General features: G+C 64.8%; 21 protein-coding genes. 13 read left to right on the top strand and 8 right to left on the bottom strand.

Annotated elements, in window-relative coordinates:
* Nucleotides 1–38 precede the first annotated feature (38 nt).
* The 10 genes from bcsA to MMG94_RS14820 all read left to right on the top strand — a co-directional run bounded on the left by bcsA (nt 39) and on the right by MMG94_RS14820 (nt 13,669).
* On the top strand, nt 39–2,333 hold the full coding sequence (bcsA, locus tag MMG94_RS14865; protein WP_081495650.1) for a UDP-forming cellulose synthase catalytic subunit: 2,295 nt from the start codon (nt 39–41) through the stop codon (nt 2,331–2,333).
* Complete coding sequence (locus MMG94_RS14860; RefSeq protein ID WP_016919934.1) at nt 2,330–5,041, top strand: cellulose biosynthesis cyclic di-GMP-binding regulatory protein BcsB; 2,712 nt, start codon at nt 2,330–2,332, stop codon at nt 5,039–5,041. Before bcsA ends, MMG94_RS14860 begins: the two co-directional genes overlap by 4 nt.
* Nucleotides 5,038–6,225, top strand: coding sequence for a family 8 glycosyl hydrolase (locus MMG94_RS14855; RefSeq protein ID WP_016919935.1), 1,188 nt, complete (start codon nt 5,038–5,040; stop codon nt 6,223–6,225). The genes MMG94_RS14860 and MMG94_RS14855 overlap by 4 nt, the downstream gene beginning before the upstream one ends.
* Complete coding sequence (locus tag MMG94_RS14850; protein ID WP_154419691.1) at nt 6,213–8,525, top strand: hypothetical protein; 2,313 nt, start codon at nt 6,213–6,215, stop codon at nt 8,523–8,525. The genes MMG94_RS14855 and MMG94_RS14850 overlap by 13 nt, the downstream gene beginning before the upstream one ends.
* Before the next feature lies 1 nt (nt 8,526).
* Entirely contained in the window at nt 8,527–9,714 is a 1,188-nt protein-coding gene (bcsN, locus tag MMG94_RS14845) for a cellulose biosynthesis protein BcsN (RefSeq protein WP_026016247.1), read from the top strand.
* 179 nt (nt 9,715–9,893) lie between these two features.
* Nucleotides 9,894–11,006 carry a homoserine O-acetyltransferase MetX gene (metX, locus tag MMG94_RS14840; RefSeq protein WP_244415333.1) on the top strand — a complete coding sequence of 371 codons (1,113 nt, stop codon included), beginning with the start codon at nt 9,894–9,896 and terminating at the stop codon, nt 11,004–11,006.
* Nucleotides 11,003–11,638: a methionine biosynthesis protein MetW gene (gene metW, locus MMG94_RS14835; RefSeq protein WP_016919937.1), complete on the top strand. Its 636-nt coding sequence runs from the start codon at nt 11,003–11,005 to the stop codon at nt 11,636–11,638. The genes metX and metW overlap by 4 nt, the downstream gene beginning before the upstream one ends.
* Nucleotides 11,639–11,827: 189 nt before the next feature.
* Nucleotides 11,828–12,640, top strand: coding sequence for a Crp/Fnr family transcriptional regulator (locus MMG94_RS14830; RefSeq protein WP_016919938.1), 813 nt, complete (start codon nt 11,828–11,830; stop codon nt 12,638–12,640).
* 111 nt (nt 12,641–12,751) lie between these two features.
* The gene (locus MMG94_RS14825; RefSeq protein ID WP_016919939.1) at nt 12,752–13,231 is read left to right on the top strand and encodes a hypothetical protein; all 480 of its coding nucleotides are present in this window, start codon (nt 12,752–12,754) and stop codon (nt 13,229–13,231) included.
* A 75-nt stretch (nt 13,232–13,306) separates the two neighbouring features.
* Nucleotides 13,307–13,669 carry a DUF1636 family protein gene (locus MMG94_RS14820; protein ID WP_026016249.1) on the top strand — a complete coding sequence of 121 codons (363 nt, stop codon included), beginning with the start codon at nt 13,307–13,309 and terminating at the stop codon, nt 13,667–13,669.
* Nucleotides 13,670–13,754: 85 nt separating this feature from the next.
* On the opposite strand, the gene ppa is transcribed toward MMG94_RS14820, so the two are convergent.
* From ppa to MMG94_RS14805, 3 genes are all read right to left on the bottom strand, one after another.
* Nucleotides 13,755–14,291 carry an inorganic diphosphatase gene (ppa, locus tag MMG94_RS14815; RefSeq protein ID WP_020372439.1) on the bottom strand — a complete coding sequence of 179 codons (537 nt, stop codon included), beginning with the start codon at nt 14,289–14,291 and terminating at the stop codon, nt 13,755–13,757.
* Between the two features lie 134 nt (nt 14,292–14,425).
* Nucleotides 14,426–15,313, bottom strand: a complete 888-nt coding sequence (locus tag MMG94_RS14810) for an anti-sigma factor family protein (protein ID WP_016919942.1) — start codon at nt 15,311–15,313, stop codon at nt 14,426–14,428.
* Between the two features lie 7 nt (nt 15,314–15,320).
* Nucleotides 15,321–15,818 carry a hypothetical protein gene (locus MMG94_RS14805; RefSeq protein WP_016919943.1) on the bottom strand — a complete coding sequence of 166 codons (498 nt, stop codon included), beginning with the start codon at nt 15,816–15,818 and terminating at the stop codon, nt 15,321–15,323.
* A gap of 227 nt (nt 15,819–16,045) precedes the next feature.
* On the opposite strand from MMG94_RS14805, the gene fabI reads away from it, so the two are divergent.
* Nucleotides 16,046–16,903, top strand: a complete 858-nt coding sequence (fabI, locus tag MMG94_RS14800) for an enoyl-ACP reductase FabI (RefSeq protein ID WP_040579222.1) — start codon at nt 16,046–16,048, stop codon at nt 16,901–16,903.
* A gap of 117 nt (nt 16,904–17,020) precedes the next feature.
* On the opposite strand, the gene MMG94_RS14795 is transcribed toward fabI, so the two are convergent.
* From MMG94_RS14795 to lspA, 5 genes are all read right to left on the bottom strand, one after another.
* On the bottom strand, nt 17,021–18,391 hold the full coding sequence (locus MMG94_RS14795; protein ID WP_154419693.1) for a phospholipase D family protein: 1,371 nt from the start codon (nt 18,389–18,391) through the stop codon (nt 17,021–17,023).
* A 318-nt stretch (nt 18,392–18,709) separates the two neighbouring features.
* Nucleotides 18,710–19,993 (bottom strand): M16 family metallopeptidase, encoded by a 1,284-nt coding sequence (locus MMG94_RS14790; protein ID WP_016919946.1) that lies wholly within the window; start codon nt 19,991–19,993, stop codon nt 18,710–18,712.
* Between the two features lie 81 nt (nt 19,994–20,074).
* On the bottom strand, nt 20,075–21,406 hold the full coding sequence (locus MMG94_RS14785; protein ID WP_016919947.1) for a M16 family metallopeptidase: 1,332 nt from the start codon (nt 21,404–21,406) through the stop codon (nt 20,075–20,077).
* Between the two features lie 74 nt (nt 21,407–21,480).
* Nucleotides 21,481–22,191, bottom strand: a complete 711-nt coding sequence (locus MMG94_RS14780) for a hypothetical protein (RefSeq protein WP_016919948.1) — start codon at nt 22,189–22,191, stop codon at nt 21,481–21,483.
* A gap of 103 nt (nt 22,192–22,294) precedes the next feature.
* Nucleotides 22,295–22,816 (bottom strand): signal peptidase II, encoded by a 522-nt coding sequence (lspA, locus tag MMG94_RS14775; protein ID WP_016919949.1) that lies wholly within the window; start codon nt 22,814–22,816, stop codon nt 22,295–22,297.
* A 254-nt stretch (nt 22,817–23,070) separates the two neighbouring features.
* Between lspA and groES the strand changes: the two genes are divergently transcribed.
* Nucleotides 23,071–23,358 (top strand): co-chaperone GroES, encoded by a 288-nt coding sequence (gene groES, locus MMG94_RS14770; protein ID WP_016919950.1) that lies wholly within the window; start codon nt 23,071–23,073, stop codon nt 23,356–23,358.
* Between the two features lie 50 nt (nt 23,359–23,408).
* Entirely contained in the window at nt 23,409–25,043 is a 1,635-nt protein-coding gene (gene groL / locus MMG94_RS14765; RefSeq protein ID WP_016919951.1) for a chaperonin GroEL, read from the top strand.
* The last annotated feature ends 128 nt before the right edge of the window (nt 25,044–25,171 follow it).

Genomic DNA, 25,171 nt, shown 5'->3' with positions numbered 1-25,171 from the left:
CGTCTACAATTCTTATCGGAAAGAATGCGGGGTCGTTGATGTTCGGGTTGCGTGCGTTCGCGTGGATTGCGACAGGCGTGATGGCGGTTGCGTTGCTGACGCAGCCTGTCAGCGTGCAGGCGCAATTGTCGCTCAGCGTGACCATCATCGCGGTCCTGCTCACACTGTGGAAATTCGGCCGCAGCCCGCTCGCGCGCCAGACCTATCTCGCGCTCTCGAGCTTTATCGTCATCCGCTACGTCTACTGGCGCCTGACCTGCACCCTGCCGCCCGCCTCCGATCCTGTCGGCCTCTTCTTCGGCCTCGTCCTGCTCTCGGCCGAACTCTATTGCGTCTGCATTCTCATCATCAGCCTTATCGTCAATGTCGATCCGGTGAAGCGCAAGCCGCTTTCGCGCCGGCCCGACGAGGATCTGCCTGTCGTCGACGTCTTCATCCCGACCTATAACGAGGACGAATACATCCTCGCCACGACGGCGGCCGCCGCGCTGTCAATGGATTATCCGAAGGAAAAGCTCAATGTCTGGCTGCTCGACGACGGCGGCACGGACCAGAAATGCAATGACAAGAACCCCGCAAAGGCCGAAGCCGCGAAGCTTCGGCGCACGTCGTTGCAGGAGCTCTGCAAGCGTCTCGGCGCCCATTATCTGACCCGCGCCAAGAACGAGCACGCCAAGGCCGGCAATATGAACAGCGCGCTCGCCCATGTGAAGGGCGACATCGTGCTCGTCTTCGACGCCGACCATGCGCCCTTCCGCTCCTTCCTGCAGGAGACGGTCGCCTATTTCATCGATTATCCGAAGCTCTTTCTGGTTCAGACGCCGCACGTCTTTCTCAATCCCGACCCGATCGAGAAGAATCTGAAGACCTTCGACCGCATGCCGTCCGAGAACGAGATGTTCTACTCGATGACGCAGCGCGGCTTGGACAAATGGGACGCATCGTTCTTCTGCGGCTCGGCGGCGCTTCTGCGCCGTTCGGCGCTGATGGAGGCGGGCGGCTTCTCCGGCGTCACCATCACAGAAGACTGCGAGACGGCGTTCGAACTCCACGCCAAGGGCTATAACAGCATCTTCGTCGACAAGCCGCTGATCGCCGGCCTGCAGCCCGAGACCTTCGCCTCCTTCGTCGGGCAGCGCGTGCGCTGGTGTCAGGGCATGCTCCAGATCATGGTGCTCAAGAATCCCGCGCTGAAAAAGGGCCTCAAGCCCATTCAGAAGCTCGGCTATCTCTCGAGCATGACTTTCTGGTTCTTCCCCTTCCCGCGCCTCATCTTCATGCTGGCGCCGCTCGCCTACATTCTCTTCGACGTGAAGATCTTCGTGTCGAACGTCGACGAAGCGGTGGCCTTCACCGCGACCTACATGATCTCCAACGTCATGCTGCAGAACTACATGTTCGGCACGGTGCGCTGGCCGTGGGTTTCGGAACTGTACGAATATTGCCAGGGCGTCTTTCTCAGCAAGGCGATCGTCTCCGTGCTGATGAATCCGAGAAAGCCGACATTCAACGTCACCGCGAAGGGTCTGACGCTCGACAATGATCATCTTTCCGAGCTCGCCTGGCCCTTCTTCGCCGTCTATCTGATGCTGCTGACCGGCACGCTGGTCGCCGCCTTCCGCTATGTCGTGGAGCCCGGCATCAGCAATCTGATGATGATCGTCGGCATCTGGAACACCTTCAACCTCATCATGGCGGGCGTCGCGCTCGGCGCCGTCTCGGAACGCAAGCAACCCGACCGCCATCCGCGCCTCACCATCAAGCGCGAGGGCTGGCTCGACTTCAGCGATCAGCGCGTCGCGGTCGAGGTCGTGAACGTCTCGGCCGGCGGCTGCGCCGTGCGTCTTCTCGAAGAAATGCCGCCAATGCTTCTCGAGGCGGACGACACGCGCGCGCGCCTCACCATCGAGCCGGTCGGCGATCTCGTCGGCAAGCGCAGCCTGCCGCTCATCTTCCGCCGCGGCCCCAACGCCGGCGACGACGTCTTCGGCTGCGAATTCGACACGATGCAGGCCGAGGAATATTTCGTGCTCGCCGACCTCATGTATGGGGATTCCGACGCGCTGCCGCGCTTCCTGGCGAGCCGCCGCAAGCACAAGAGCGTCTGGGCGGGCACCGGCCAGTTCATCTGGTGGGGGCTCGTGGAGCCGATCCGCGCCGTCAGCTACGTCTTCAAGTCCAAGCCGGGCGCCGAGCCCGAGCCCATCGCCGCGCCCGCGCCGACGGAGCCGTCGACGGCCTGGCTGAAGCGCCTCGTCGCGCAGGCGGGAGAAGGCGAAAAGAAACAGGCCGGAGGGGACGCGCTGCAACCGGCGGCGCGCAAATCGGCATGAAGCGCCTGCTCCCGACATATGCGCGCGCGCCGCGCCGCCTTCGCGCCTTCGCGACCCTCGGCGCTTTTGCGCTGCTGGCGTCGCAGGCGCTCGCGCAGGCGATCTTCCTCACCGCGCCCTCCGAGGTCTCGCGCATCGACCGGCCGCCGGTCACGATCGACCGCACGCCGGTGAATACGACGCCGGCGCCGCAGGCCGCGCCGCAATTTCCAGCCGCCGCACGCCCCGCCCCGGCGCCGCAATTTCCGGGGCCTTCCGCCGCGCCCGCCATGCCGGCCCAGACGGTCCAAATCCCCCCGGCGCCCCAGGGCGCTTCCGCGGCGCGTCCCTCCTTCAAGCCGCGCGCGACCATGCTGCGGCATCTCGCCAACAATATTCAGGGCTATCGTCTCGCAGGAGAAATCGGCTCCTCGGAATGGCCGATCTACATCACCGACAAGCAGGCGCGCCGCCGCCTGCAATTCCAGCTCGGCTATCTCTCCGCCGTTTCGGTGATGCCGGAATTTTCGCGCCTCACTTTGTCGATCAACGACCAGCCGGTGGGGACGACGCCGATCACCGCCGTGCAGACGGTGAAGACCGTCGTCTTCGACATCCCGCCGGGTCTGTTGCGCCCGGGCTTCAATTCTGTCCGCATCACCACCGAGCAACGCCACCGCGTCGACTGTTCGCTCGAAGCGACGCAGGAGCTTTGGACGCAGATCGATCCGACGCAGACCGGCCTTATCCTCGACGAAGCCGACGCGGCGATCGACGCCATCTCGGATCTCGGCGCGCTGCCCGCCGACGAGCAGGGCGCGCTGCCCTTGCGCGCGGTCATGCCGGCGAATCCGACGACGCGCGACGTCGAGCGCATGCTGCGCGTCGTGCAGCTCATCTCGATCATCGGCCGCTTCGAGCAGCCCGTCGTCGACGCGGGCGCGCTTGCGGGCGGCCTTTACGGAGCCGATCTCCTGGTCGGCACGGCGGCGGAGCTCGCCGCGATCGCCGGCCCGCAAATGGTGGGCCTCGTCACCAAGCCGCGCGCCTTCGTTCTCCCTATGGGGCCGGGCCGCCGCACCACGATCGTCGTAACGGGCGCCGACGCGCAGCAGGTCGATGAGGCGATCAAGCAGTTTCTCGTCGCGACCAAACCCAAGGGCGCGGCCGCGGGCCTGCGCGCCGCTGCAGCCTTCCCCGGCTATCGCGTCGAAGGCGGCCAGCGCATCCGGCTCGGCGACATCGGCGTCAGAAGCTCGGAATTCGACGGAAGGCTGTTCCGCGTCGCCTTCAACATCATCATGCCGTCGGACTTCTATCCGGCGGATTATGGCCGCGCGACGGTGCGCGTCGCGGGCGGCTATTCGCCGGGCCTCACCTCGAAGGCGCAGCTCGTCATGTATGTGAACGAGCGCACGGCGGTCAGCCTGCCGCTGCTCAAATCGACGGGCGAGGTCTTCAAGGACAATCCGCTGCCCGTGCCGCTCGGCTTCCTGCGTCCCGGCCTCAACCGCATCGAGATCGAAGCGCATGTGCCGACGCCCTCCGACGAGAGCTGCGACACGCTCGCCGCCAAGGACGCGCCCAACCGCTTCCTCTTCCTCGACTCGACGGAAATCGAAATTCCGCCCATCGCGCGCGTCGGCCGTCTGCCCGACCTCGCCGTGACCGCCACGGGCGGCTTCCCCTTCGCGGGCGCGCAGCGCCGCTCCAAGCTCTTCATGCCGCGCCTCGATCCCAAGACGATCGGCGCCGCGGCGACTTTCGTCGCCCATCTCGCCGTCGTCGCCGGCCGGCCGATCGATTTCGAGATCACGCAGACGCCGCCGCTCAAGGCCAAGAGTCCGACGCTCGCCGTCGCGCCCTTCGACGCGCTCGATCTCGACCTTCTCAAAAAGCTCGATATGCCCGTCGACGACCTCGCGCGCGTCTGGCGCGAGAAGATCGGCGTCGAAAGCCGCGGCGGCGCGGAAAAGGACGACGGCGTCGTCGGAGTCGACGCCGCGACGCGCAATCGCCTCGTCCTTCAAAACAATTTCCCGATGGCCTGCCATCCGCCACAATCGATCGGCGGCTTCCGGGCCATGCTGCGGAATATCGACCGGCTCGCCGTCGGCGCCACCGATAGCGAAGACCCGGCCGCGGACGACGCCGAACCGGCCCCGACGGGCGATGAAGAGGAAAACGCGCCCGACCTTTTCCAGGAATGGGATGCGCGGCTTCGCAACGAGAATCGACTGAGCTGGCTCTTCGACTGGGCGCGTTATATCGGCGAATGGGGCAAGGCGAAATTCACCGACGCCGGCCATCTGTTCCGCGGCCTCGATCGCGGGACGTCTCCGTCGGAAATGTCGCCCGCGACGTCGCTTGCGTTGGGCCAGAACATTCTCGGCGGCTCCAACGAAAACGTCTGGACCGTCCTCACCGCGCCCAACGCCGACGCTCTGGCGGACTCCGTCGCCTGCCTCGTCGATCCGCGCGTGTCGCGTCAGATCACCGGCCAGGTGTCGCTGCTCGACATCTCCAAGGCGAAGATCGACGCCATACCGGTCTCGAACACGCATTTCGTCATCACGCAGCCGCTCTCGGTCGGCAATGCGCGCCTGATCGCCGCCGGCTGGCTGTCTCTGCATTCGCTCTATTATGTCGGCGCGGCGCTCGCCATCGGCTTCGTTCTCGCCTTCACGACGCGCATCTTCGTCAAGAATGTCGGCAGGAGGACGTCATGAGCTTCGCGCTCCGCGTCGCCCTTCTGTGCATGCTGACGAGTTGCGCCGCTCCCGCCTTCGCGCAGACGCCCGCGCCGGCGCAGGCGCCCTTGCAGCAGCCCGGCGACCCCGCCGCGGCGCCGGACGCGCCGGCGCCCGAACAGGCCCCCAAAAAGCCGCCGCGCCTCATTCTCGACGCGCGCGCCCTGCCGATCGGCGGCGCGTTGAAGATCCCCGGCATGTGGGCCGCCTATAAAGCGCGCTACGTCGCCGACCAGGGACGCGTCATCGACACCGGCAACAATATGATCAGCCATAGCGAGGGACAGGGCTATGGCATGCTGCTCGCCGTGGCGGCCAATGACCGTCCGGCTTTCGACCGCATCTGGGGCTGGACGCGCGCCAATCTGATGGTGCGCGACGACGCGATTCTCGCCTGGCGCTGGGAGCCGGGAAAGCGTCCCGCCGTGGCCGACATGAATGACGCCTCCGACGGCGACCTTCTCGTGGCCTGGGCGCTCGCCGAAGCCGGCGAGTTCTGGAACGACATGAGCTACACCACGTCGGGCAGGCGCATCGCGGTGGAAGTCACCCGCAAGACGGTGCTGTTCAAGACGAAGATGGGCGCGATCCTGCTGCCAGCCGTCTCCGGCTTCCACGAGAACGACCGCGCCGACGGGCCGATCGTCAACCTGTCCTACTACATCTTCCCCGCCTTCGCCCGGCTGAAGCTCGTCGCGCCGGAAATCGACTGGCCGGGTCTGACGCAAACCGGGCTGAACCTCCTCGACGCCACGCGCACGGCGGGCGAAACCCTGCCGCCCGACTGGATGTCGCTGAAAGACTGGACCTACAAGCCCGCGGACGGCTTTCCCGCGCAATTCTCCTACAACGCCGTGCGCGTTCCTCTCTATATGGCCTGGGCGGGCGTCGGCGAGCGGGAGCAGTATGAGCCTTTCATGGCTCTCGTCAGGAAGACGCGCGGCTCCATGTCCATCGTCGACGTGACGAACGGCGTCGAAGTCGGCAAATTCGGCGACGCCGGCATCGGCGCGATCGGCGCCCTCACCGCCTGCGTGGTGGAGGGCGCCAAGGCGCCGCAACAGCTCTTCATGCTGTCGCCCTCCGACAATTATTATCCCGCCACGCTGCAGATGCTGTCGCTCATCGCCATGCAAATGAGGTACGCCTCATGCCTGCGATGAGCCGCCTCATCCTCTTCGCGCTTCTGGCGGCGCTCGCCGCCGGCGGGCCCGCGCGCGCCGCCGCGCCGCTTCCCGGCGCGAAGCCGGCGAACGCGAAGGCCCCGGATGGAAAGGCCGCGAAAGCCGCCCCCGCCAAGGCGCCGGACAAAAAGCAGCAGGACGCCAAGCCGCAGGACAGCGATCCGGGGGACCCGCAGGCCGCGATCAACGGCAAGCCGAAATCCAAATTGGCGCGTCCGCGCCAGCTGATCCCGGTGGTTGGCGATCCCGTCGCGCCCGACGACTTCGCCCTGCGCTATTATGCGTCGCTGAGGCAGACGGCGCGCGTCAACGCCGAACTGACGCGCCTGCACGCGCTTTATCCGAGCTACGAGCCGCCGCAGGACCTCTATGAGGCGCCGGCGTCGAACGCGATCGACGAGGAGCCGTTCTGGGCGCTCTTCGCCGCCGACAAGATCGAGGACCTCAAGGCCGCGATCGACGCGAAGGAGCGGGAGTTCCCCGGCTGGAAGCCGTCCGCGGACCTCGCCACCAAACTGCGCCGCAAGGAGCTGCGGCTCAAGATCACGGCGCTGTGGAAAGCCGACAAGATTCTCGATCTCGTCGACTATCTCAAAAAGGAGGATACGAGCGACCTGCAGGACGAGGTCGACATGCTGTGGACGATTGCGGAGGCTTACGCCCGTGCGCGACAGAATGAAGACGCCGTTAACATGTTCAAGCGCATTCTAACGACCACGAAAGACCCGCAGATCCGGGTCGCCACGATTCAGAAAGCGCTTGGCTCGCTCCGCATGGCCGACGTCGAAACCTTGCTTGCCTCCGTCCCGGGCGCGTCCCAGGGAACGGGCGAGTTCGCGCAGATTTCGATCGACATCACCCGCGCCCGCATCGCCGCCTATCTGCATGACGAGCGCACCGAGGAAGTGCCGCCGGCCGACATGGCCAAATTCGAGGCCTACGCCAAGAACAGCAAGGACGCGAATCAGATCGGCCTCGTGGCGTGGTACGACTATAAGCGACGCGATTTCGGCGCGGCGCTGGAATGGTTCAAGCTCGCCATCCAGAACGACGGCGACGCCATGATCGCCCATGGCCTCGCGCATTCGCTGCGCGCGCTCAACATGAAGCGCGAAGCGGAGGAAGTCGCCTATGCCTGGCACGAGCCGCTCTCCAACAACATGATCCTTTTCCTTGACCTGCTCGAGACGGATCTGACGCGCGAAATTCCGCCTTTCATCGAGGCCGACCGTCTGGCGCGCTACGCCAAGGTGACGATGGAGGCGAGTTCCGGCGAGGGCGCGCAGGCGCTCGCCTGGTACGCCTATAACAGTTGCCAGTGGGACGTCGCCAAATTCTGGTTCGAACGCGCCGTCGCATGGTTCCCCAAGGACGCGACCGTCTACGGCCTCGCGCTTTCGAACAAGCGCCTGAAGAACGAGAAGGGCCTCTACGAACTCGCCAACCGCTATGACGGACTCTTCGCCAAGGTCGTCGAGATTCTCTTCCCGGACAATTACTACCATCCGCCGTCGCCCTGCGATCAGAAGGGCGCGGACAAGCTTCATGGCGCGGGCGTGAGGACCGCGGCCTTTATCGCGCCCGGCCCGGCCATGATTCCCAACGCCCCGCCGAATTACGCGCCGCTCGACATGAATTACGCGGCGCAGAAGAACGCGTCCTATCCGCTCGACCTGCAGCCGGGCCAGGCGGAAAAGCGCATTCAGGCGACGTTGAAAGCGATCCGGGGCAAATTCCCGGCGCAGGTGGACATGGCCAATCCGCTCCGCTTCCGCGCGACGCCGATCCTGGCCCTGCTGGCGCAGCGCGCGCCGGCAATGGGCTTCCCGGCCGCCGTCGATGGGACGTATCGCAAAGACCCGGCGACCCAGCCCGCGCCGCTCGTCGCCCGCCGCGTGCCGGGCGTCGGACCCATGCCCTACGAGCAATACGGCTTCAGCCTGCTGCCGGGCTGGAACGGGCAGGAGACGGCGAGCTGGCCGCCATATTCGCAGCAGATCGCGCCGGCCGGCACGATCTGGGCCGATCAGGAAGCCGATCCCGCCAAGGCCGGCCTCGCCGTCTTCGACCAGCGCAATCCGGCGAATGCGCGCGGCCTGCCGCCGGGCGGGTCGCCGCCGGCGACCTATGGCCAGCAGCCCGTCGCGGGCTATGGCCAGCAGCCGCCGAGCCGCTCTTTCGGCGCGGGCTCGGCCGGAAATTATTTGGGCGGCTACGCGCCCGCAACGCCGCAGCGGGGTTCCGCCTATGGCCAATATCCTCCACCGATGAGCCGATGAGATGACCTCCTCGAACGGCCTGCGCCCTCTCTTCGCCGCCGCGCTCTGCGCGGCTTTCGGCCTGAGTCTGGCCGGCTGCGGCCAGAGCCAGCCCGAGCGCAGCTTCGCGACCGATCCCAACGCCGCCGTCACCGGACAATTCGTCGCGGGCCAGACGCTCTCCGCTCCGATCACCTCGGCGGATCTGAAAGACGATACGGCGAGCTTCTCCGTGCTCATGCTTCCGCCCCAGGCCGTGCGCAACGGACGCGTGACCGAGAAGCAGTATCTCAATGGCTGGCGCCAGAGCATGTCGCTCGACAAGTCGAAGGAAGGCGGCGACTGGAACGATCTTTCCATCGAGGTTCAGTCGACTCCGGCCGCCGGCGGGCGCGGCGAACTCGTCATGGCCAAGCCGACGCAGGAAAGCGTTCGCCGGGAAATTCTCACGCGCTTCCCGGGCACGCCGATGCGCATCGTCAACCGGCCCATGGTCAATGCGCTCGGTCCCTACGGCCTCGCCATCGGCGCGGGCGCCGGGGGCCTTCGCTGCGCCTTCGTCTGGCAATGGGTCGATAATTTCTCGGCGGGCGGGCGCGGGGAGAAGTCCGGCTTCTTCAGCAATGGCGACATGCCCGCCTCGATCCGCATGCGCCTGTGCCGGCGCGGCGTGACCGCCGACGAACTCGCGGGCTGGTACGAACAGCTCGGCGTCTCCCAGCAAAATCTCGCTCGCATCGCGGACTCGATGCGCCGCAATATGGCGATCCAGGGCATTGAGGGCCAAGCCGGCCTCGCCGGCCCGGGCGGCCTTGGCCCCGTCGTCTCCGGCGCGCCGGTTGGCGGCGGACGCGTCACCGCCTCGGTCGACTCGCTCGAATCGAGCCTCCTTGGCGGCGGCGGCGAACCGGAGGAGATCGCCCCCGCGCCGCGTCCTGGGAAACGCGCCGTCCGTCGCGCCGCCCGCAAGGCCGCTCCAGCCGCCGCGCCGGCCGCCGAACCCGACGCGCCGGCCCCCGCGCCCGCGGCTCCTCCGCCATCCGCGCCCTCGGACGGACGGCGCTACCTCGGCCCCGTCTCCGACGGCGGCGGCGGAAGCCCGCAATATGCGGCGAGCGCGCCCGCAAGCCGCGGCGCAGGCTTTGGCGCGGCCGTTGACGGCTTGCCGGCGCAAGCGCTGCGCGGGCCCCGCGCGATCACGCCATATTAGAGACCTGTATTTCGGGCCTTGACAGGCCCGCCGCGCTTCTCGATGTTGCCGAACAATTCGTTCGGCATATCGAACGCGAGGATCGGTTGAACAATTCCCAGCAGGCGCCGCAGCCCGAGTCGAACGCGTTCGGCGCCAAGACCACAGCCGTGAGCGGCAGGCCCCATGGCGAGTCAGCCTTGTTCCCGGTCGAGCAGGCGCTCGTCACCGACGGCGGCGGCCGCATTGCGCCGCTCGCCATCGGTTTCCAGACCTATGGCGAACTGAACGCCGACCGCTCCAACGCCATCCTGCTCTGCCACGCTTTGACGGGCGATCAGTATGCGGCGGGCGTCAATCCCGTGACCGGCAAGCCCGGCTGGTGGGACGCCATGGTCGGCCCCGGCAAGCCCTTCGACACGGACAAATATTTCCTGATCTGCTCCAATGTCGTCGGCGGCTGCATGGGCTCGACAGGCCCCTCCTCGGTCAATCCCGGGACTGGAAAGCCCTACGGCCTCGATTTTCCCGTCGTCACCATCCGCGACATGGTGCGCGCCCAGGCCATGCTGGTCGATCATCTCGGGATCGAGACGCTGTTCTGCGTCGCGGGCGGCTCCATGGGCGGCATGCAGGTGCTGCAATGGGCGGCGAGCTATCCGGAACGCGTCTTCTCCGCCATGCCGATCGCGACGGCGGCGAAACATTCCGCGCAAAATATCGGCTTCAACGAAGTCGGCCGGCAGGCGGTGATGGCCGATCCGGACTGGCGCGCGGGACGCTATCTGGAGCAAAGCGTGCGCCCGGAAAAAGGCCTCGCCGTGGCGCGCATGTCGGCGCATATCACCTATCTCTCCGAGGCTGCGCTCCAGCGCAAATTCGGCCGCAAGCTGCAGGACCGCTCGGCCCCGACATTCTCCTTCGACGCCGACTTCCAGATCGAAAATTACCTGCGTTATCAGGGCGTCGCTTTCGTCGAGCGTTTCGACGCCAATTCCTATCTCTTCGTGACGCGCGCCTGCGACTATTTCGATCTCGCCGCCGATTACGGCGGATCGCTCGCAAGGGCGTTCAAAGACACGACGACGCGCTTTTGCGTCGTTTCCTTCACCTCGGACTGGCTCTATCCGACCTCCGATTCGCGCGCGATCGTGCATGCGCTCAACGCCGGCGGGGCGTCCGTCTCCTTCGTCGAGATCGAATCCGACAAGGGCCACGACGCCTTTCTGCTGCACGAGCCCATGTTCATCGCGACGACGCGCGGCTTCCTCGAAGCGGCGGCCGCGGCGCGCGGCCTGAGGGCCGGCGCATGACGAAGGCCGCCTCGCCTCGCCTCGATCACCTGCTGATCGCCGATATGGTGGACGCAGGCTCGCGCGTGCTCGACGTCGGCTGCGGCGACGGCGCCCTGCTGCGCCTTCTCGCCGACAGAAAGCGGGTCGACGGACGCGGCGTCGAACTGTCTCAGCGCGGCGTGAACGAATGCGTCGCCAAGGGCCTGTCGGTCATTCAAGGCGACGCCGACACGGACCTCGCCGATTATCCCGACGACGGCTTCGATTACGTCATCCTCTCGCAGACGCTGCAGGCGACGCGCCGTCCGCGGGAAGCGTTGCAGAACATGCTGCGCATCGGACGGCGCGCGATCGTCTCCTTCCCGAATTTCGGCTATTGGCGCGTGCGCGCGCAGCTCGCTTTTCGCGGCCGCATGCCGGTGACCGGAAATCTCGCCTATAGCTGGCACGACACTCCCAATATCCATCTCTGCACGATCCGCGATTTCGTCGAACTGATCGACCTTCTCGGCGCGCATATCGAGCGGGGCGTCGCGCTCGATCACGCCGGCGCGCCGATCCGCGTCAATGCGCCCTGGTGGGTCTGGAATCTTCTCGGCGAGCAGGCGATCTTCCTTCTGGAGCGCGACGCGCCGCCACGCTCGAGCTGACGCATAAATTACGGTCATGCGACGGTTTGTCCCGCGCGCTCGGCTTTCGCGGCGCGCGCATTCGCGTTAGCCTCATTAAATCGATCGGATGAACCCCATTGCATTTGAGCTGGCGGTCCCGGCGGCAAACCGAGCTTCGATTCCTGCGAGGCCGCGCGAAAATCGTTTCGCGAGAAGGGGAGACGTGGGGTGGCGTCACAGACGGACATCGGGCTGAGCTTCGCCGAGCCGCGAAAAGGCCGCGCCAACCGACGCGGCGCGCGCGTCACCGTCGCCGAACCGCCGTCATTGCGGGACCTGCGCCTCTTCGCCAGCATCGACAATGAGACGCTGGCGCGCCTGACGCTCGAAGCGAAAGTCGAGACCTTCGAAGACGGCGCCGTCATTTTTCGCCAAGGCGATCCGGTCAGCGCGGTCGTCATCGTTCTGCACGGCTTCGTGAAGATCCTGCGCATCGCCTCTTGCGGCGACGAGACGCTCATCGGCATCAATTCCGACGGCGAGACGGTTGGACAGCCGCCATCGAGCGCCAATGAAACCTACTGCGTCTCGGCCGAAGCGATCGGGCCGACATCCGTCCTCAAATTTCCCGCGGCGCGCTTCGCGCGTCTCGTCAAGGAATCCCCGTCGCTCAGCGCGGCGGTCGTGCAGGATTCCAAGGACAAGATCGCGGCGCTCATTTTGGAGATCGAGTCGCTCAAGGCGCAGAACGCCGATCAGCGCCTCGCGCATTTCATTCTCTCCCTCTGCCCGCCGGGCGAGGAGCAGTGCCGTTTCCGGCTGCCTTACGACAAGCGCCTCATCGCCGCGCGTCTCGGCGTCAAACAGGAGACGCTTTCGCGGGCCTTCGCGAAACTGCGCGATCATGGCGTGCGCACCGAAACGCGCGACGTTCTCGTCGAGAGCGTGTCGCGGCTCGCCGACCTTTGCGACCAGCTCGGGCGCCAATGCCGCTTGCCGTCGGAGCGAAGCGCGCAATCGGCGCGGGAAGACGCTGCGTAATCCGCCGCGAAGCGGAATGTTGGCCTTGAGCTCCCAAACGCGGCGATTTCATCCCATCGCAAGGTAGTTTAAGCTCTGCGCGCATTTCTCGTCGCTTGCAGGAGTTTCTCCATGGCCTGGCGCAATTCCATTGCTTTTCTCATCGCGCTCTTCTGTTTCGCGCCGCTCGACGCTTCCGCCGGAAATTCCACGGGTCCCGCGGCGCTCGCGCTGGCCGCGCTCGCCGCGGAATCCTCGCCGCTCGTCAATGTGCAGGATAAACGGCTCCTCGCCGCCTATCTCAACGGCGCGGCGAACGCGCCCTATGCGAAGTCGAAACGCATCGAGGTGAAAGCCGACGCCGTCGATTGCCGCGCGAGCAATGTCGATATTGCGATGCACGCCTGCACATTGAGTTTCGGCGCGCGGAAGATCGAGCTGCAGGGCCGCAGGGCGCATGAGCTCTACGCGACGCTCATCGAAAACGGCGTCCCCGCTGACGGCGCCGCGGGTTCGATTCACGAGGCCGTCACCGAGCTCGCCTGCGAGGTCGACGCGGCCGAGGTCGCCCAAAAGGCGGGCGGCGGCGCCCGCTGCGCCTTCAAGCCGTAAATGCGCGCTTGGCAAGCCTTGTCTTTCTCGCCGCGCTGATCAAAAAGGATTGGAGCCAGACGAGGGAGAGAGAGCGTGTCGAGCGCCCCTGTGACGATTTTCGTTTGCACGTCCTGCCGCGACGCCGCGGATCCCGAACGGCGCCCCGGCGCGGCCCTGATCGACGCGCTGCGCGCGCGGCTCGCGGAACGCGAACTCGCCTTGCAGGTCGAGCCTGTCGAATGCCTCGCCGTTTGCAAGCGCCCGGCGACGGTCGCCCTCTCCGGACCCGAGAAATGGACCTATGTGCTCGGGGACCTCGCGGTTGACGCCCATGTCGATCAATTGATCGAGTCGGCGCAACGCTTCGCGGAAAGCGAGAACGGAATCGTCGCCTGGAACGATCGCCCCGCCTGCTTCCGCAAGGGCGTGATTTCCCGCACGCCGCCGCTGGCCTGAGCGCGGCGCGGGCGTTTTCGCGGGCGGAGAGAAGCAACCCAGGACGGGGTCCGTTCAGATCGCTTCTCATCGCTGTGGATTAGCTTTATTTCTTTTCCGCTTTGGCGCGTTCAATGCCGGCCGTGATGAGGGCGCGGGCGTCCGCCGCGTCGCCCCAACCGGCGACCTTGGCCCATTTGCCGGGCTCGAGATCCTTGTAATGCACGAAGAAGTGCTCGATGCGCCGCCAGGTCATCTCCTGAAGGTCGGTGTAGTTCTGCACGTCCTTGTAGCGCTGGGTGAGGCGCGTCGACGGCACGGCGATGATCTTCTCGTCGCCGCCGGCTTCGTCGGTCATGCGCAGCACGCCGATGGGCCGCACTGAAATGACCGCGCCGGGGGCCACCGGACGGGTGTTGGCGACCAGCACGTCGCAGGGATCGCCATCATCCGACAGCGTGTGCGGAATGAATCCGTAATTGCCCGGATAGCGCATCGCCGTATAGAGGAAGCGATCGACGAAGAGCGTGCCCGACGCCTTGTCCAGCTCATATTTGATCGGCTCGCCGCCAAGCGGCACTTCGACGACGACATTCACTTCATGGGGTGGGTTCGCGCCGATCGGGATGGCGTCGAGACGCATCTTCAAGCTCCAGTATTTCGAGGAATTGTGCGGCGCGTTTCAAAATGCGCGCGCTGGCGATTGGTCCAAAGGCGAATCGCCCTCGGACTATTCCACCAATCCGCGACGGACTCTAGACCGTCGCCGAGAGGCGGTTAACGCTTTTCGGCCTCCGGCGCGGCCACCGCCGTCGCCGCCCGCTCGGCGGCGGCCTGCATATCCTCCGCCGTCAGCGGCCCGACGAGAACGAAAGCGAAGCCGCCCGCCCGCCATTCGATCGCCGTGACGCCGAGCCCGGCGCGCGGCTCCTGCGGCGCGCCCGTCGCCTCGGCGCGCTCGAAATACAGCCCGACGCGGGCTCCGTCGGCCCGCTCATAGATCAGAAGCCCCGCCGGGACGGCGACCCCCGGCGTGACGCGTCCGCCGAGGAGTCGCAGGCCGAGATCGGCGAGATCCGGCGGCCGCGAGAACCCGACCCGCTCCTTCAGCCAGGCGACGAGTTCGCCCCGGCGGGAAATGTCGATTTCGACAGGCCGCGCGTCGGAGACATAGGTTGCGTAAGCGAGCCCCGCCCGTCCGGCGTAGCTTTGCGTCAGCAGCGCGGAAACCGGCGGATGCGGGCTCTCGCCGCGGCCCGCCAGGACAAGCGCGGCGAGGCCCGCCACGGCGGCGCCGGCGAGCAAAGTCGCCAATGTCGAAAGGATCGCCTGGCGGCGGCGGTTGGCCCGGACCGCGTCCAGCCGCTGCGCCGGCCGCGACGCGCCGGGACGCCCCCAATGGATGGCGCCCGTCTCGATCGGCCCCTGCGCCGGAGGGGGCGTGCGGACCGCCGCGTCTTTGAGCGAGAGCGGCAGCATTTCCAGCGCGACCGGCTCGAAGGCGGCGCGAAGGGCGGCGTTCTGACGCCGCCAGTCCTCGACAAGGGCGGCGTCCTCAGGATGGGCGAGCAGATGATCCTCGACCTTGCGGCGGCGCTCCGCGTCGAGCTCTCCGTCGACGAGGGCGTGGAGGTCGGCCTCCTCGATGAAACTGTGAGAGGTCAAGGCGCGCCTATTTCACCACCCGCAGATGCGACGCCGCGCGTCGCGCGCCCTCCGCCCCCGCCGGGCGCAAAGCCTCGACGCCGAGCGCCGCTCGGGCGCGCATGAGCCGCGCGAGCAATGTTTCCTTCGGCGCGCCCGCAATGCGCGCAGCCGCCGCATAGCCGAAGCCTTCGAGCGAGACGAGCAGCAATGCGACGCGATCCTCGAAGGCGAGGTCGGCGAGGCCATGGACGATCGGGGGATGGCGCGGCGCGGGCCGGGGCGCGTCGGCGAGACGCTTCGCCGCCAGGGCGGTCAAGGCGACATAGGCTTCGACGCGGGCCTCGGCGAGATCGGCGGGTTTGAACTCCTTGGCGCGCATGCGGGCGCCGACGCTCTGGAGCGCGCTTTGCACGAGCTCGTCGGAGAGCGCATGCCCGGCCCCGGCGCAAAGCGCCCGCGAGTAGCGGCGCAATGCGGGAGCCACCCCGCCCAGACCATCCAGGATCTCGGCTTTCTTACCCATTTTCAGCCCGTTACAGAAGGCTTCCGCCGCCGCTAGAGACGTTTCCTATCGCATGATAGGTCAAACGCTCTCAAATGGCCATGGGAGTCAACATAGCATTTTCGTCTCGTCTTTTCGATTTCTCTCTCGGCGAGATTTCCAGCGGCCGCGCCCAGGGTTTCCTTTGCCCAAAAAGCACGCTAAAGGGCGCGCGACCCGAAATTTACGCTTTAGCAATGGACGCCCCGATGACCCAGACCCCCGCCGCCCCTTTCGCCGGAATTCTCGCCGGAAAGAAGGGCCTGATTCTGGGCGTCGCCAATAACCGCTCGATCGCCTGGGGCATCGCCAAGGCCTGCGCGCAGGCGGGCGCCGAGCTCGCGCTCACCTATCAGATCGAGGCGCTGGAGAAGCGCGTGCGTCCGCTCGCCGCCGAGCTCGGCGCGACCGTCGTCGGCCGCTGCGACGTCGCCGAAACGGAGACGCTCGACGCCGTCTTCGCCGAGATCGAGAAGCTCTGGGGCAAGCTCGATTTCGTCGTGCATTGTCTCGCTTATTCCGACAAGGACCAGCTCGACGGCCGCTATGTCGACACGACGCTCGACAACTTCCTGATGTCGATGAACATCTCCTGCTACAGCTTCACGGCTGTCGCCCAGCGCGCCGAAAAGCTGATGCCGGAAGGCGGCTCGCTGCTCACGCTCACTTATTACGGCGCCGAGAAGTGGATGCCGCATTACAATGTGATGGGCGTCGCCAAGGCCGGGCTCGAAGCGTCGGTGCGTTATCTCGCCGCCGATCTCGGCGTGAAGAACATCCGCGTCAACGCCATCTCCGCCGGCCCGATCAAGACCATGGCGGCCTCCGGCATCGGCGATTTCCGCTACATTCTGCGTTGGAACGAATACAACTCGCCTTTGCGGCGCGTGGTGACGATCGAGGAAGTGGGCGAGAGCGCCGTCTATCTGCTCTCCCCCATGTCGCGTGGCGTCTCCGGCGAAATCCTGCATGTCGACGCGGGCTATCATGTCGTCGGCATGATGAATCCGAGCGCCGCGCCGAAAATGGCGGATTTGCTGGCGTTGTTGCCGCAGGATGTGAAGTGAGGGGGCGGCCAGACGGCCACTTGCCTCGCCTGCGAGGCATAATGCCTCTAAACATCTCGCAGAGTACGATTTCGCGGCTGGCGTCATAAAGACAATCCGCTCCGACGAACTCATATTTCAAACGTCGTCAAATCCGTGGCGTACAGCCTTCGGCCAATTATTCAATGGCCAAGCGCCATTTTCGAAAAAGTCCTCCATTTTTTGGCGCACGGCCAACGCATCGTCGTCTGAACAAAGTCCGAACTTCGTAGCCAGATGAGATATTATCGATGATTGTCGTTTCATGCCTGATGACATCGACAATTTATACGCAACGTACTCGGCAAATGTTTCAAAAAGCTCGTTCCCAGATTGCTCGTCTTCCCAAAACTCAGGAACGGGGACACCCATAAGCGGGCGCGAAAGGCGTTTCAATGAACTTTCGTCCGTCAACGCTTGAATAAGACGTTTTAGACCTCGTCGGATGCGATTATCAATCGTTGTTCTGTTTTCGTTTGATAACACGATCTCTTCGAGACGAAGGTTGATCTCGTCGAGATAAAGACGGATTTGCTCCTTTATAAAATAGTCTGAAACCGCGTTTAATCGGAGGCCTTGCTCTCTCAGGTCTTTCAAGCGCGCCTGCGATGAGGACTCGATTCGAGTTTCCACTTGATCAACATAAGCGCTTGGAACCCAAAGGCCGAACGCTGTTTCGATTGCAAATGCAGACATGGAAACGCGCTTACGGGCAATGCCATTCGTGCGATCTCGCATTAGCAATGCCAAATTGAGCGATCCAAGGCCGCCCGGATCGTGAAATTCCAGCGCCGCTCCACCGGTTGCTTTTTCTAGCAAATTCACCGTCTCGGCAAAATCATCCCCTACAAAGCAATTTACTGTATATGGCACTTGGCGCGAAGGCTTAAAATACAAAAATCCTTCTCTGAAAAAACCTCTCCAATCTTTTATATCAGAATTTGTAGATGCCTCATCAATTGATGATGAATTAGTAATTACATGCATTATATAAGATTCTATACGGTCATGACGACCACGCTCAAGGATCAAAACCTCATCGTTTTTGAAAAAAGCGGCAGAAGAAAAATTCGCAGACCCTAGCATGTAACGTTTATGCCCACCTGGACCAGTAAACGCGAAAATCTTGGTATGCAAGAATGTGATATCCGTGGCTATTCTGATGTTTATCCTCTTTTTTGCATAGCCTAAGTTTCTCAATGAAACTCGTAAATTGCGTAGTTCAGTAATTTGATTTGAGCGGTTGCTATTTGCAGCGGCCGCAAAAACTAAGGTTATTTCCTGTGCTATATTTGTGCTTTTACAAAATCGGAATAGCTCGTTAGCGAAGTCTACTCCATAGTATGCAGAAATGAAAATGACACTTTTTGACCATTTCGTATTATCAACAAGCGCTACGTACGCATCCTTTAGTTCACTTCGTGCTTTGTCCCTGGCTGCTTTACTTGTGGCGTAGATATGCGTATCCATACGCTGCTCCTTGCCGAATCACGCACTCTCGGGCATGCACATGATGTGCGGTATCAACCTCGTGAGCGTCCTTAGCAGAGCCATTATGGGTGCGCTTCTTATTCTCGCCAAACCTTTGTCTTCCGTTCCGTCCGAGGAAAGGAAAGTCAAATTCCAATCAGGAAATAACGCTAATAGACGCGACAAATCGCGTTCCACGATAAGCATTATACGCTTGGCAAACTTAGCCCTTTTGTAAGCTCGCTCCTCGGCACATCAGGAGTTGTGAGAGCCATCACAATTCAGCGCCAACGGGCCCCCTATCCAGATGTGCGGCCCTCACACGCCCTCCGGCCGCCCCACCATCGTCACGAGCAGCCCGCCATCCCCGAGCAGCTTCTTCGCCGCGCGCTTGCAATCGTCCAAACCCACCGCAGCGATCCGCCCGTTGCGCTCGTCGAGATAGCTCGGCTCGAAGCCATCCTGCTGCAGATGAACGAGCTGGCTCGCGATCTTGGTCGAGGTGTCGAAGCGCAGCGCGTAGGAGCCGATGAGGAATTTCTTCGCCTTGTCCAGCTCCTCCCCGGTCGGGCCTTCTTCGGCGAAGCGGCGGACTTCTTCTTCGATGATCTTCAGCGCCTCGCCCGCGCGCTCGTTCTTGGTCGCGGCGGCGCCGAGCAGCATGGGGCACTGGTCATATTCGTTGAGCTGCGAATAGACGCTATAGGCCATGCCGCGCTTCTCGCGCACCTCGCGGAAGAGGCGCGCGGTGAAGGTGCCGCCGCCGAGAATGTGGTTGGCGACGACGACGGCGAAATAATCGGGATCGCGCTTCGTGACGCCCGGCCGGCCGAAGCGGATCGTCGTCTGGGGAATGTCGAGCGTCACGATCTGGCGCGCGCCGACATTCGAAAGCGTGATCGGCGCGGTCGGCGCGAGATCGTTCTGGGCGGCGAGCGGCCCGAAGGTCGCGTCGAGATGGTCGGAGAGCGTCTTGGCGTCGATCGCGCCGACGACGGCGATCTTCAGATCCTTCCTGGCGAAGAGCCGCTCGCGCAAAGCGATGAGATCGGGCCGCGCAAGGCTTTCGATCGTCGCCAGTTCGCCGCGCACCGGCCGTCCATAGGGATGGTTCGGAAAGGCGGCCTCGCGAAAGGCCTTGGACGCCATGGCGTCGGGCTCGTTCTGATCGCGCTTCAGCTCCGCGACAAGCTGGCTGCGCACGCGCGCGACGTCGGCGTCGGAAAGATGCGCGTCCGTCAGCGCGAGCTTCAGCAGTTCGAAGGCCTTGCCGGTGTTCTTCGAGAGCGTCTGCAGATGTCCCGAGATCGAGTCGCGGTCCGCGCCGAATCCGATATGGATGGCGAGATCCTCGACCGCCCGATGAAAGCCGCGCGCGTCATAGGGACCGGCGCCCTCGTCCAGCAGGCCCGCGAGAAGGGTGGCGAGGCCGGGCTTCTCGACCGGGTCCTGCGCCGCGCCGCCGCGCAGCGAAAATTCCATCGCGACGAGCGGCACGGCGTAGCTCTCGACGAGCCAGGCGGCGACGCCGCCGGGCGTGACGATCTTCTGCACATGTTCGGCGCGGGAGGCGACGGTGACGGCGGGGGCGTGGGCGGTCATGAATGATCCTAGCGAATGGCGAGTGGCGAATAGCAAGTCGTGAAATGCGAGCAGCTCTTCCTATTCGCTACTCGCAATTCGCTATTCGCAAGGCAACAGAAAGCCGGTCACGGAACGACGCTTGTCGAGCCATTTTCTCGCGGCGGCGGTCACGTCGGCCGCGGTCACCGCCTCGACGCGCTCGGGCCAGGAGGCGACGTCTTCTATGGTGAGCCCGGTCGCCAAAGCCTCGCCGTACCAGCGGGCGAGGGAGGCCTGGCTGTCCTGGGCGTAGACGGCGTCGGCGACGAGCCGCGTCTTGGCGCGGGAAAGATGCGCCTCGTCGATCGGCTCCTCGATGAAGCGCTTGATCACGCGATCGATCGCCCGATCGAGCTCGTCGAGCGTGACGTCCGGCGCGGGGGTCGCATAGACCCAGAGCCGCGTATCGTCGACCGCCGATCCGAGATAATAGGCCCCCGCGCCGACCGAGACCTTCTCCTCGACGACCAGCGTCTCGTAGAGCGCGCTGGTGGCCCCGCCGCCGAGCATATAGGCGAGCGCCTCCAGCGCCTCGGCCTCGCCGGGCGCGGCGGTCTTGTACGAGGGCACGAGGAAGACGCGCTCATGGGCCGGCTGCTCGACCTTCTCGTCGCAGAGCGAGACGAGCCGATGCGCGCGATGCGGCGGCTCCTTGGTGCGGTTGCGGCGCGGCGGCTCGGCGCGGGCCGGGATCTTGCCGTAGCTCTCCTTTGCGAGCGCCAGCACGTCATCCGCCTCCACGTCGCCGGCGACCACGAGGATCGCGTTCTCGGGCGTATAGAAGCGGCTGTAATAGGCGAGCGCGTCCTCCCGGTCGAGGCTCTCGATCTCGTGGTTCCAGCCGATGATCGGCGTGCCGTAAGGGTGATGCGCGAAAAGCGCCGCCTGAACCGCCTCGTCGAGCTGCGAGGAGGGATCATTGTCCGTCCGCATGCGGCGCTCTTCGAGCACCACGTCGCGCTCGGGCGTCACCACCTCGTCGGTGAGGACGAGATTGCTCATGCGGTCGGCCTCGAACGCCATCAGCGTGCCGAGATGCTCCTTGCCGATACGCTGGAAATAGGCCGTGTAGTCATAGCTCGTGAAGGCGTTCTCCTGGCCGCCGAGTTCGGCGACGAGATTGGAGAACTCGCCCTGCGGATGATCCTTGGTGCCCTTGAACATCAGATGTTCGAGGAAATGCGCGATGCCGGATTTGCCCAGCGGATCGTCTGCGGAGCCGTTCTTGTACCAGATCATATGGGTGACGACGGGCGTGCGGGCGTCCGGAATGACCACGATCTCGAGACCGTTTTCGAGCCTGAAATTCGAGACGTTGGCGCTCGCGCGCGCCGAGTCGCCGGCCGCGCCCGGGGTGAGCGAAACGGTCGGCGACGCTGGCGAAGACGACATGAACGGGCCTTTCTGGCGGCTGGCGCGCCGCCCAAATTTGGGAAAACCTAGTCCCCAATATAGGCCCAAAATCTTTAGTTGTCAGAGCCCCTGAGGAAAGTCGGCATCGCGCCGGAGAAGAGCCCGCCGCCATTGCCGCCGGCCGTCCGCTGTGCGGGGGCCGTCCCGGCGGTCTGGGCGACGGGGTCGCTATCATTGCCGTTGCCGCCCATATAGGTCAGCGGATTCCACCAGGACGTGCTCTTCTTGGGATCGACGTCCCGGATCTTGGCGAGATCGGTCGTCGGACGGCGATAGCCCGACGGCGGCTCTGACAGCATGCGCCGCGGCGGCTCGTCCATGACGGGCGTGCTCGACCGCGCGCCCGCATTGAGCGCCCGCTGCAGGAAACCGGGTTCGTCGTCCGTGCCGGGCGCGTAATCCGGCTTGGGGCCGCGGATACGCTCCAGCAGGCCCTTCTTCGCCTCCTCCGGCGGCGCATTGGCCACCTTTGCGTAACGGTCGGTGTTGCGCCGGCGCGCGGCGGCGATGTCGGTCGGCCAGCCGTCGGGCCGGCTCGCGTCTTCCCTCGGCGCCGGCAGGTCGCCCGCACGCGGCGGCAGGACCAGCTTGGGACGCTCGCTATAATCGATCTTGTCGGCGGAAGGGTCGGAAGAATAGCCGACGAGTTCGCCCACCGAACTCAGCGTCGACTTGTCGTCGGCCGCCTGAGCCGGCGCGGCGCAGGCCGCCGCAAGGCCGGCGAAGGCGCATAGCGCATGGCGCGAGGACCGTCCAAGCTTCATCGTCAAAACTCCCTGCACAAATCCGCGCGCAGATCCCCGCGCGCCCCGTCCTGCTCGTCCAACGCTCACAATGTGCGCGACTTATTGGCGATTTAGTGGCGCCCTACGCTTTTGCGGCGCCCTCGGCCGGTGGCTCCGGCGCGAAGAGGCTCTCGAACAGCAGCAGCGCCACCCCCGCGGCAATGGCGACGTCGGCGACGTTGAAGACGTAATTTGCGAGCGGCCCGACCGGCAGCGTCGTGTGCAGATAGAAGAAGTCGGCCACGGCGCCCCGCGTCAGACGGTCGGCGGCGTTGCCGAGCGCGCCGCCAATGACGAGGCCGAGCGCGAGCGTCGTCAGCCGGTTCGGCGCCCGCCACATCCACCAGAACAGGCCTGCGACGATAAGACCCTGGCCGGCGAGGAGCAGAGCGCGCCCGGCGTCTTCATGCGCCGGGAACAGCGAATAGGAGACGCCGTAATTCCATGAGAGAACGACGTCGAGAAAAGGAGTCAGCGTGACGGGCTGGCGCGCCTCGATGCCGAAGACGTCCAGCATCCAATATTTGTGAAACTGGTCCAGCACGGCGGCCAGCATGGCGGCGACGAGGCCCAAGGCGCGGGGCGAAGCGAAAATCGGGGGCAAGCGGAGGTCCCGGGAATGGCTGCGGACGCCTCGGGCGGCGTAGGTCTTCTTACCTCGGGGGCCAGCGCGCGGCTAGCGCAAGCGCCGCGCCTTCTCCTTGGCGGGCGAGCCCGCCGAAAATCTTGACATCCGCCCTGTCCCGGCATATCTCCCACGCGCTGTTGGCACTCGTCGCAAGAGAGTGCCAATAATTTCGCTTATGGTTTGCGGCGGGCGGATTTCCCTGCCCGGCGCGCAGAAAAGGAAAGATTGCAATGGCGTTCCGTCCCCTGCACGACCGGATCGTGGTCAAGCGCATCGAAGGCGAAGAGAAGACCAAGGGCGGCATCATCATCCCCGACACCGCCAAAGAGAAGCCCCAGGAGGGCAAGGTGGTCTCGGTCGGCCCCGGCGCCCGCGACGAGAGCGGCAAGCTCGTTCCCCTCGACGTGAAGGCCGGCGACCGCGTGCTCTTCGGCAAATGGTCGGGCACCGAGGTCAAGATCGACGGCGACGACCTGTTGATCATGAAGGAAAGCGACATTCTGGGCATCGTCGAATAACTCGGCCCGTCCTGTAACGCTTTCTCCCCAGAATTTAGGAGTTTATCCAAATGGCAGCCAAAGACGTCCGTTTCTCCACCGACGCGCGCGACCGCATTCTGCGCGGCGTCGACATCCTCGCCAACGCTGTCAAGGTCACGCTGGGCCCCAAGGGCCGCAACGTCGTGATCGAGAAGAGCTTCGGCGCCCCGCGCATCACCAAGGACGGCGTGACCGTCGCCAAGGAGATCGAACTCTCCGACAAGTTCGAGAATCTCGGCGCCCAGCTCGTCCGTGAAGTCGCCTCCAAGCAGAACGACATCGCCGGCGACGGCACTACCACGGCCACCGTGCTCGCCGCCTCCATCGCCCGCGAAGGCGTCAAGGCCGTGGCCGCCGGCCTCAACCCGATGGATCTGAAGCGCGGCATCGACATCGCGGTCGACGCCATCGTCGCCGACCTCAAGAAGAACTCGAAGAAGGTCACTTCCAATGACGAGATCGCCCAGGTCGGCACCATCTCGGCCAATGGCGACCGCTTCATCGGCGAAGAGATCGCCAAGGCGATGCAGAAGGTCGGCAATGAGGGCGTGATCACGGTCGAGGAAGCCAAGAGCCTCGAGACCGAGACCGACATCGTCGAGGGCATGCAGTTCGATCGCGGCTATCTGTCGCCTTACTTCATCACCAACGCCGAGAAGATGATCGCCGAGCTCGACGACGCCTACATTCTCATCCACGAGAAGAAGCTGTCGACGCTGCAGCCGCTGCTGCCGATCCTCGAGGCCGTCGTCCAGACCGGCAAGCCGCTCGTCATCGTCGCCGAGGACATTGAGGGCGAGGCGCTCGCCACGCTCGTCGTGAACAAGCTGCGCGGCGGCCTGAAGATCGCCGCCGTGAAGGCGCCGGGCTTCGGCGATCGCCGCAAGGCCATGCTCGAAGACATCGCCATCCTCACGGGCGGCCAGATGATCGCGGAAGACCTCGGCATCAAGCTCGAGAACGTGACGCTCCCCATGCTCGGCCGCGCCAAGCGCGTGCGCATCGAGAAGGAGAACACCACGATCATCGACGGCGCCGGCGAGAAGTCGGACATCGAAGCCCGCATCAGCCAGATCAAGGGCCAGATCGAGGAGACCACCTCGGACTACGACCGTGAGAAGCTCCAGGAGCGTCTCGCCAAGCTCGCGGGCGGCGTCGCGGTGATCCGCGTCGGCGGCGCGACGGAAGTCGAAGTCAAGGAGAAGAAGGACCGCGTCGACGACGCCCTCAACGCGACCCGCGCGGCCGTTGAGGAAGGCGTTTCGCCCGGCGGCGGCGTCGCGCTGCTGCGCGCCATCAAGGCGCTGGACGGCGTGAAGACCGAGAATGGCGACCAGAAGACCGGCGTCGAGATCGTGCGCAAGGCCATCCAGGCCCCCGCGCGCCAGATCGTCGACAATGCCGGCGGCGACGGCGCCGTGGTGGTCGGCAAGCTGCTCGAGTCCAGCGACTACGGCTACGGCTTCGACGCCCAGAAGGGCGAGTACGGCGATCTCGTGAAGCTTGGCATCATCGACCCGACCAAGGTCGTGCGCACCGCGCTGCAGGACGCCGCGTCGATCGCCAGCCTCGTCATCACGACGGAAGCCACGATCGTCGAGGCGCCGAAGAAGGAAGCGCCTCCGGCGATGCCGGGCGGCGGCATGGGCGGCATGGACTTCTAAGTCCCCGCCGAACGTCAGAACATTGGAGAGCCCCGGGGAAGACCCGGGGCTTTTCTTTTGCGCGCCCTTCGCCGTCCCCCGTCACCATTTTTTTCAGCGCCATAAAAGTTGGCGGCCGCTTCACCCGA

The sequence above is a fragment of the Methylocystis parvus OBBP genome (assembly GCF_027571405.1).
In the GTDB taxonomy this organism is placed as follows: Bacteria; Pseudomonadota; Alphaproteobacteria; order Rhizobiales; family Beijerinckiaceae; genus Methylocystis; species Methylocystis parva.
The sequence above is the reverse complement of the archived record's forward strand: the minus strand, read 5'-3'. Positions and strand labels throughout refer to the sequence as shown.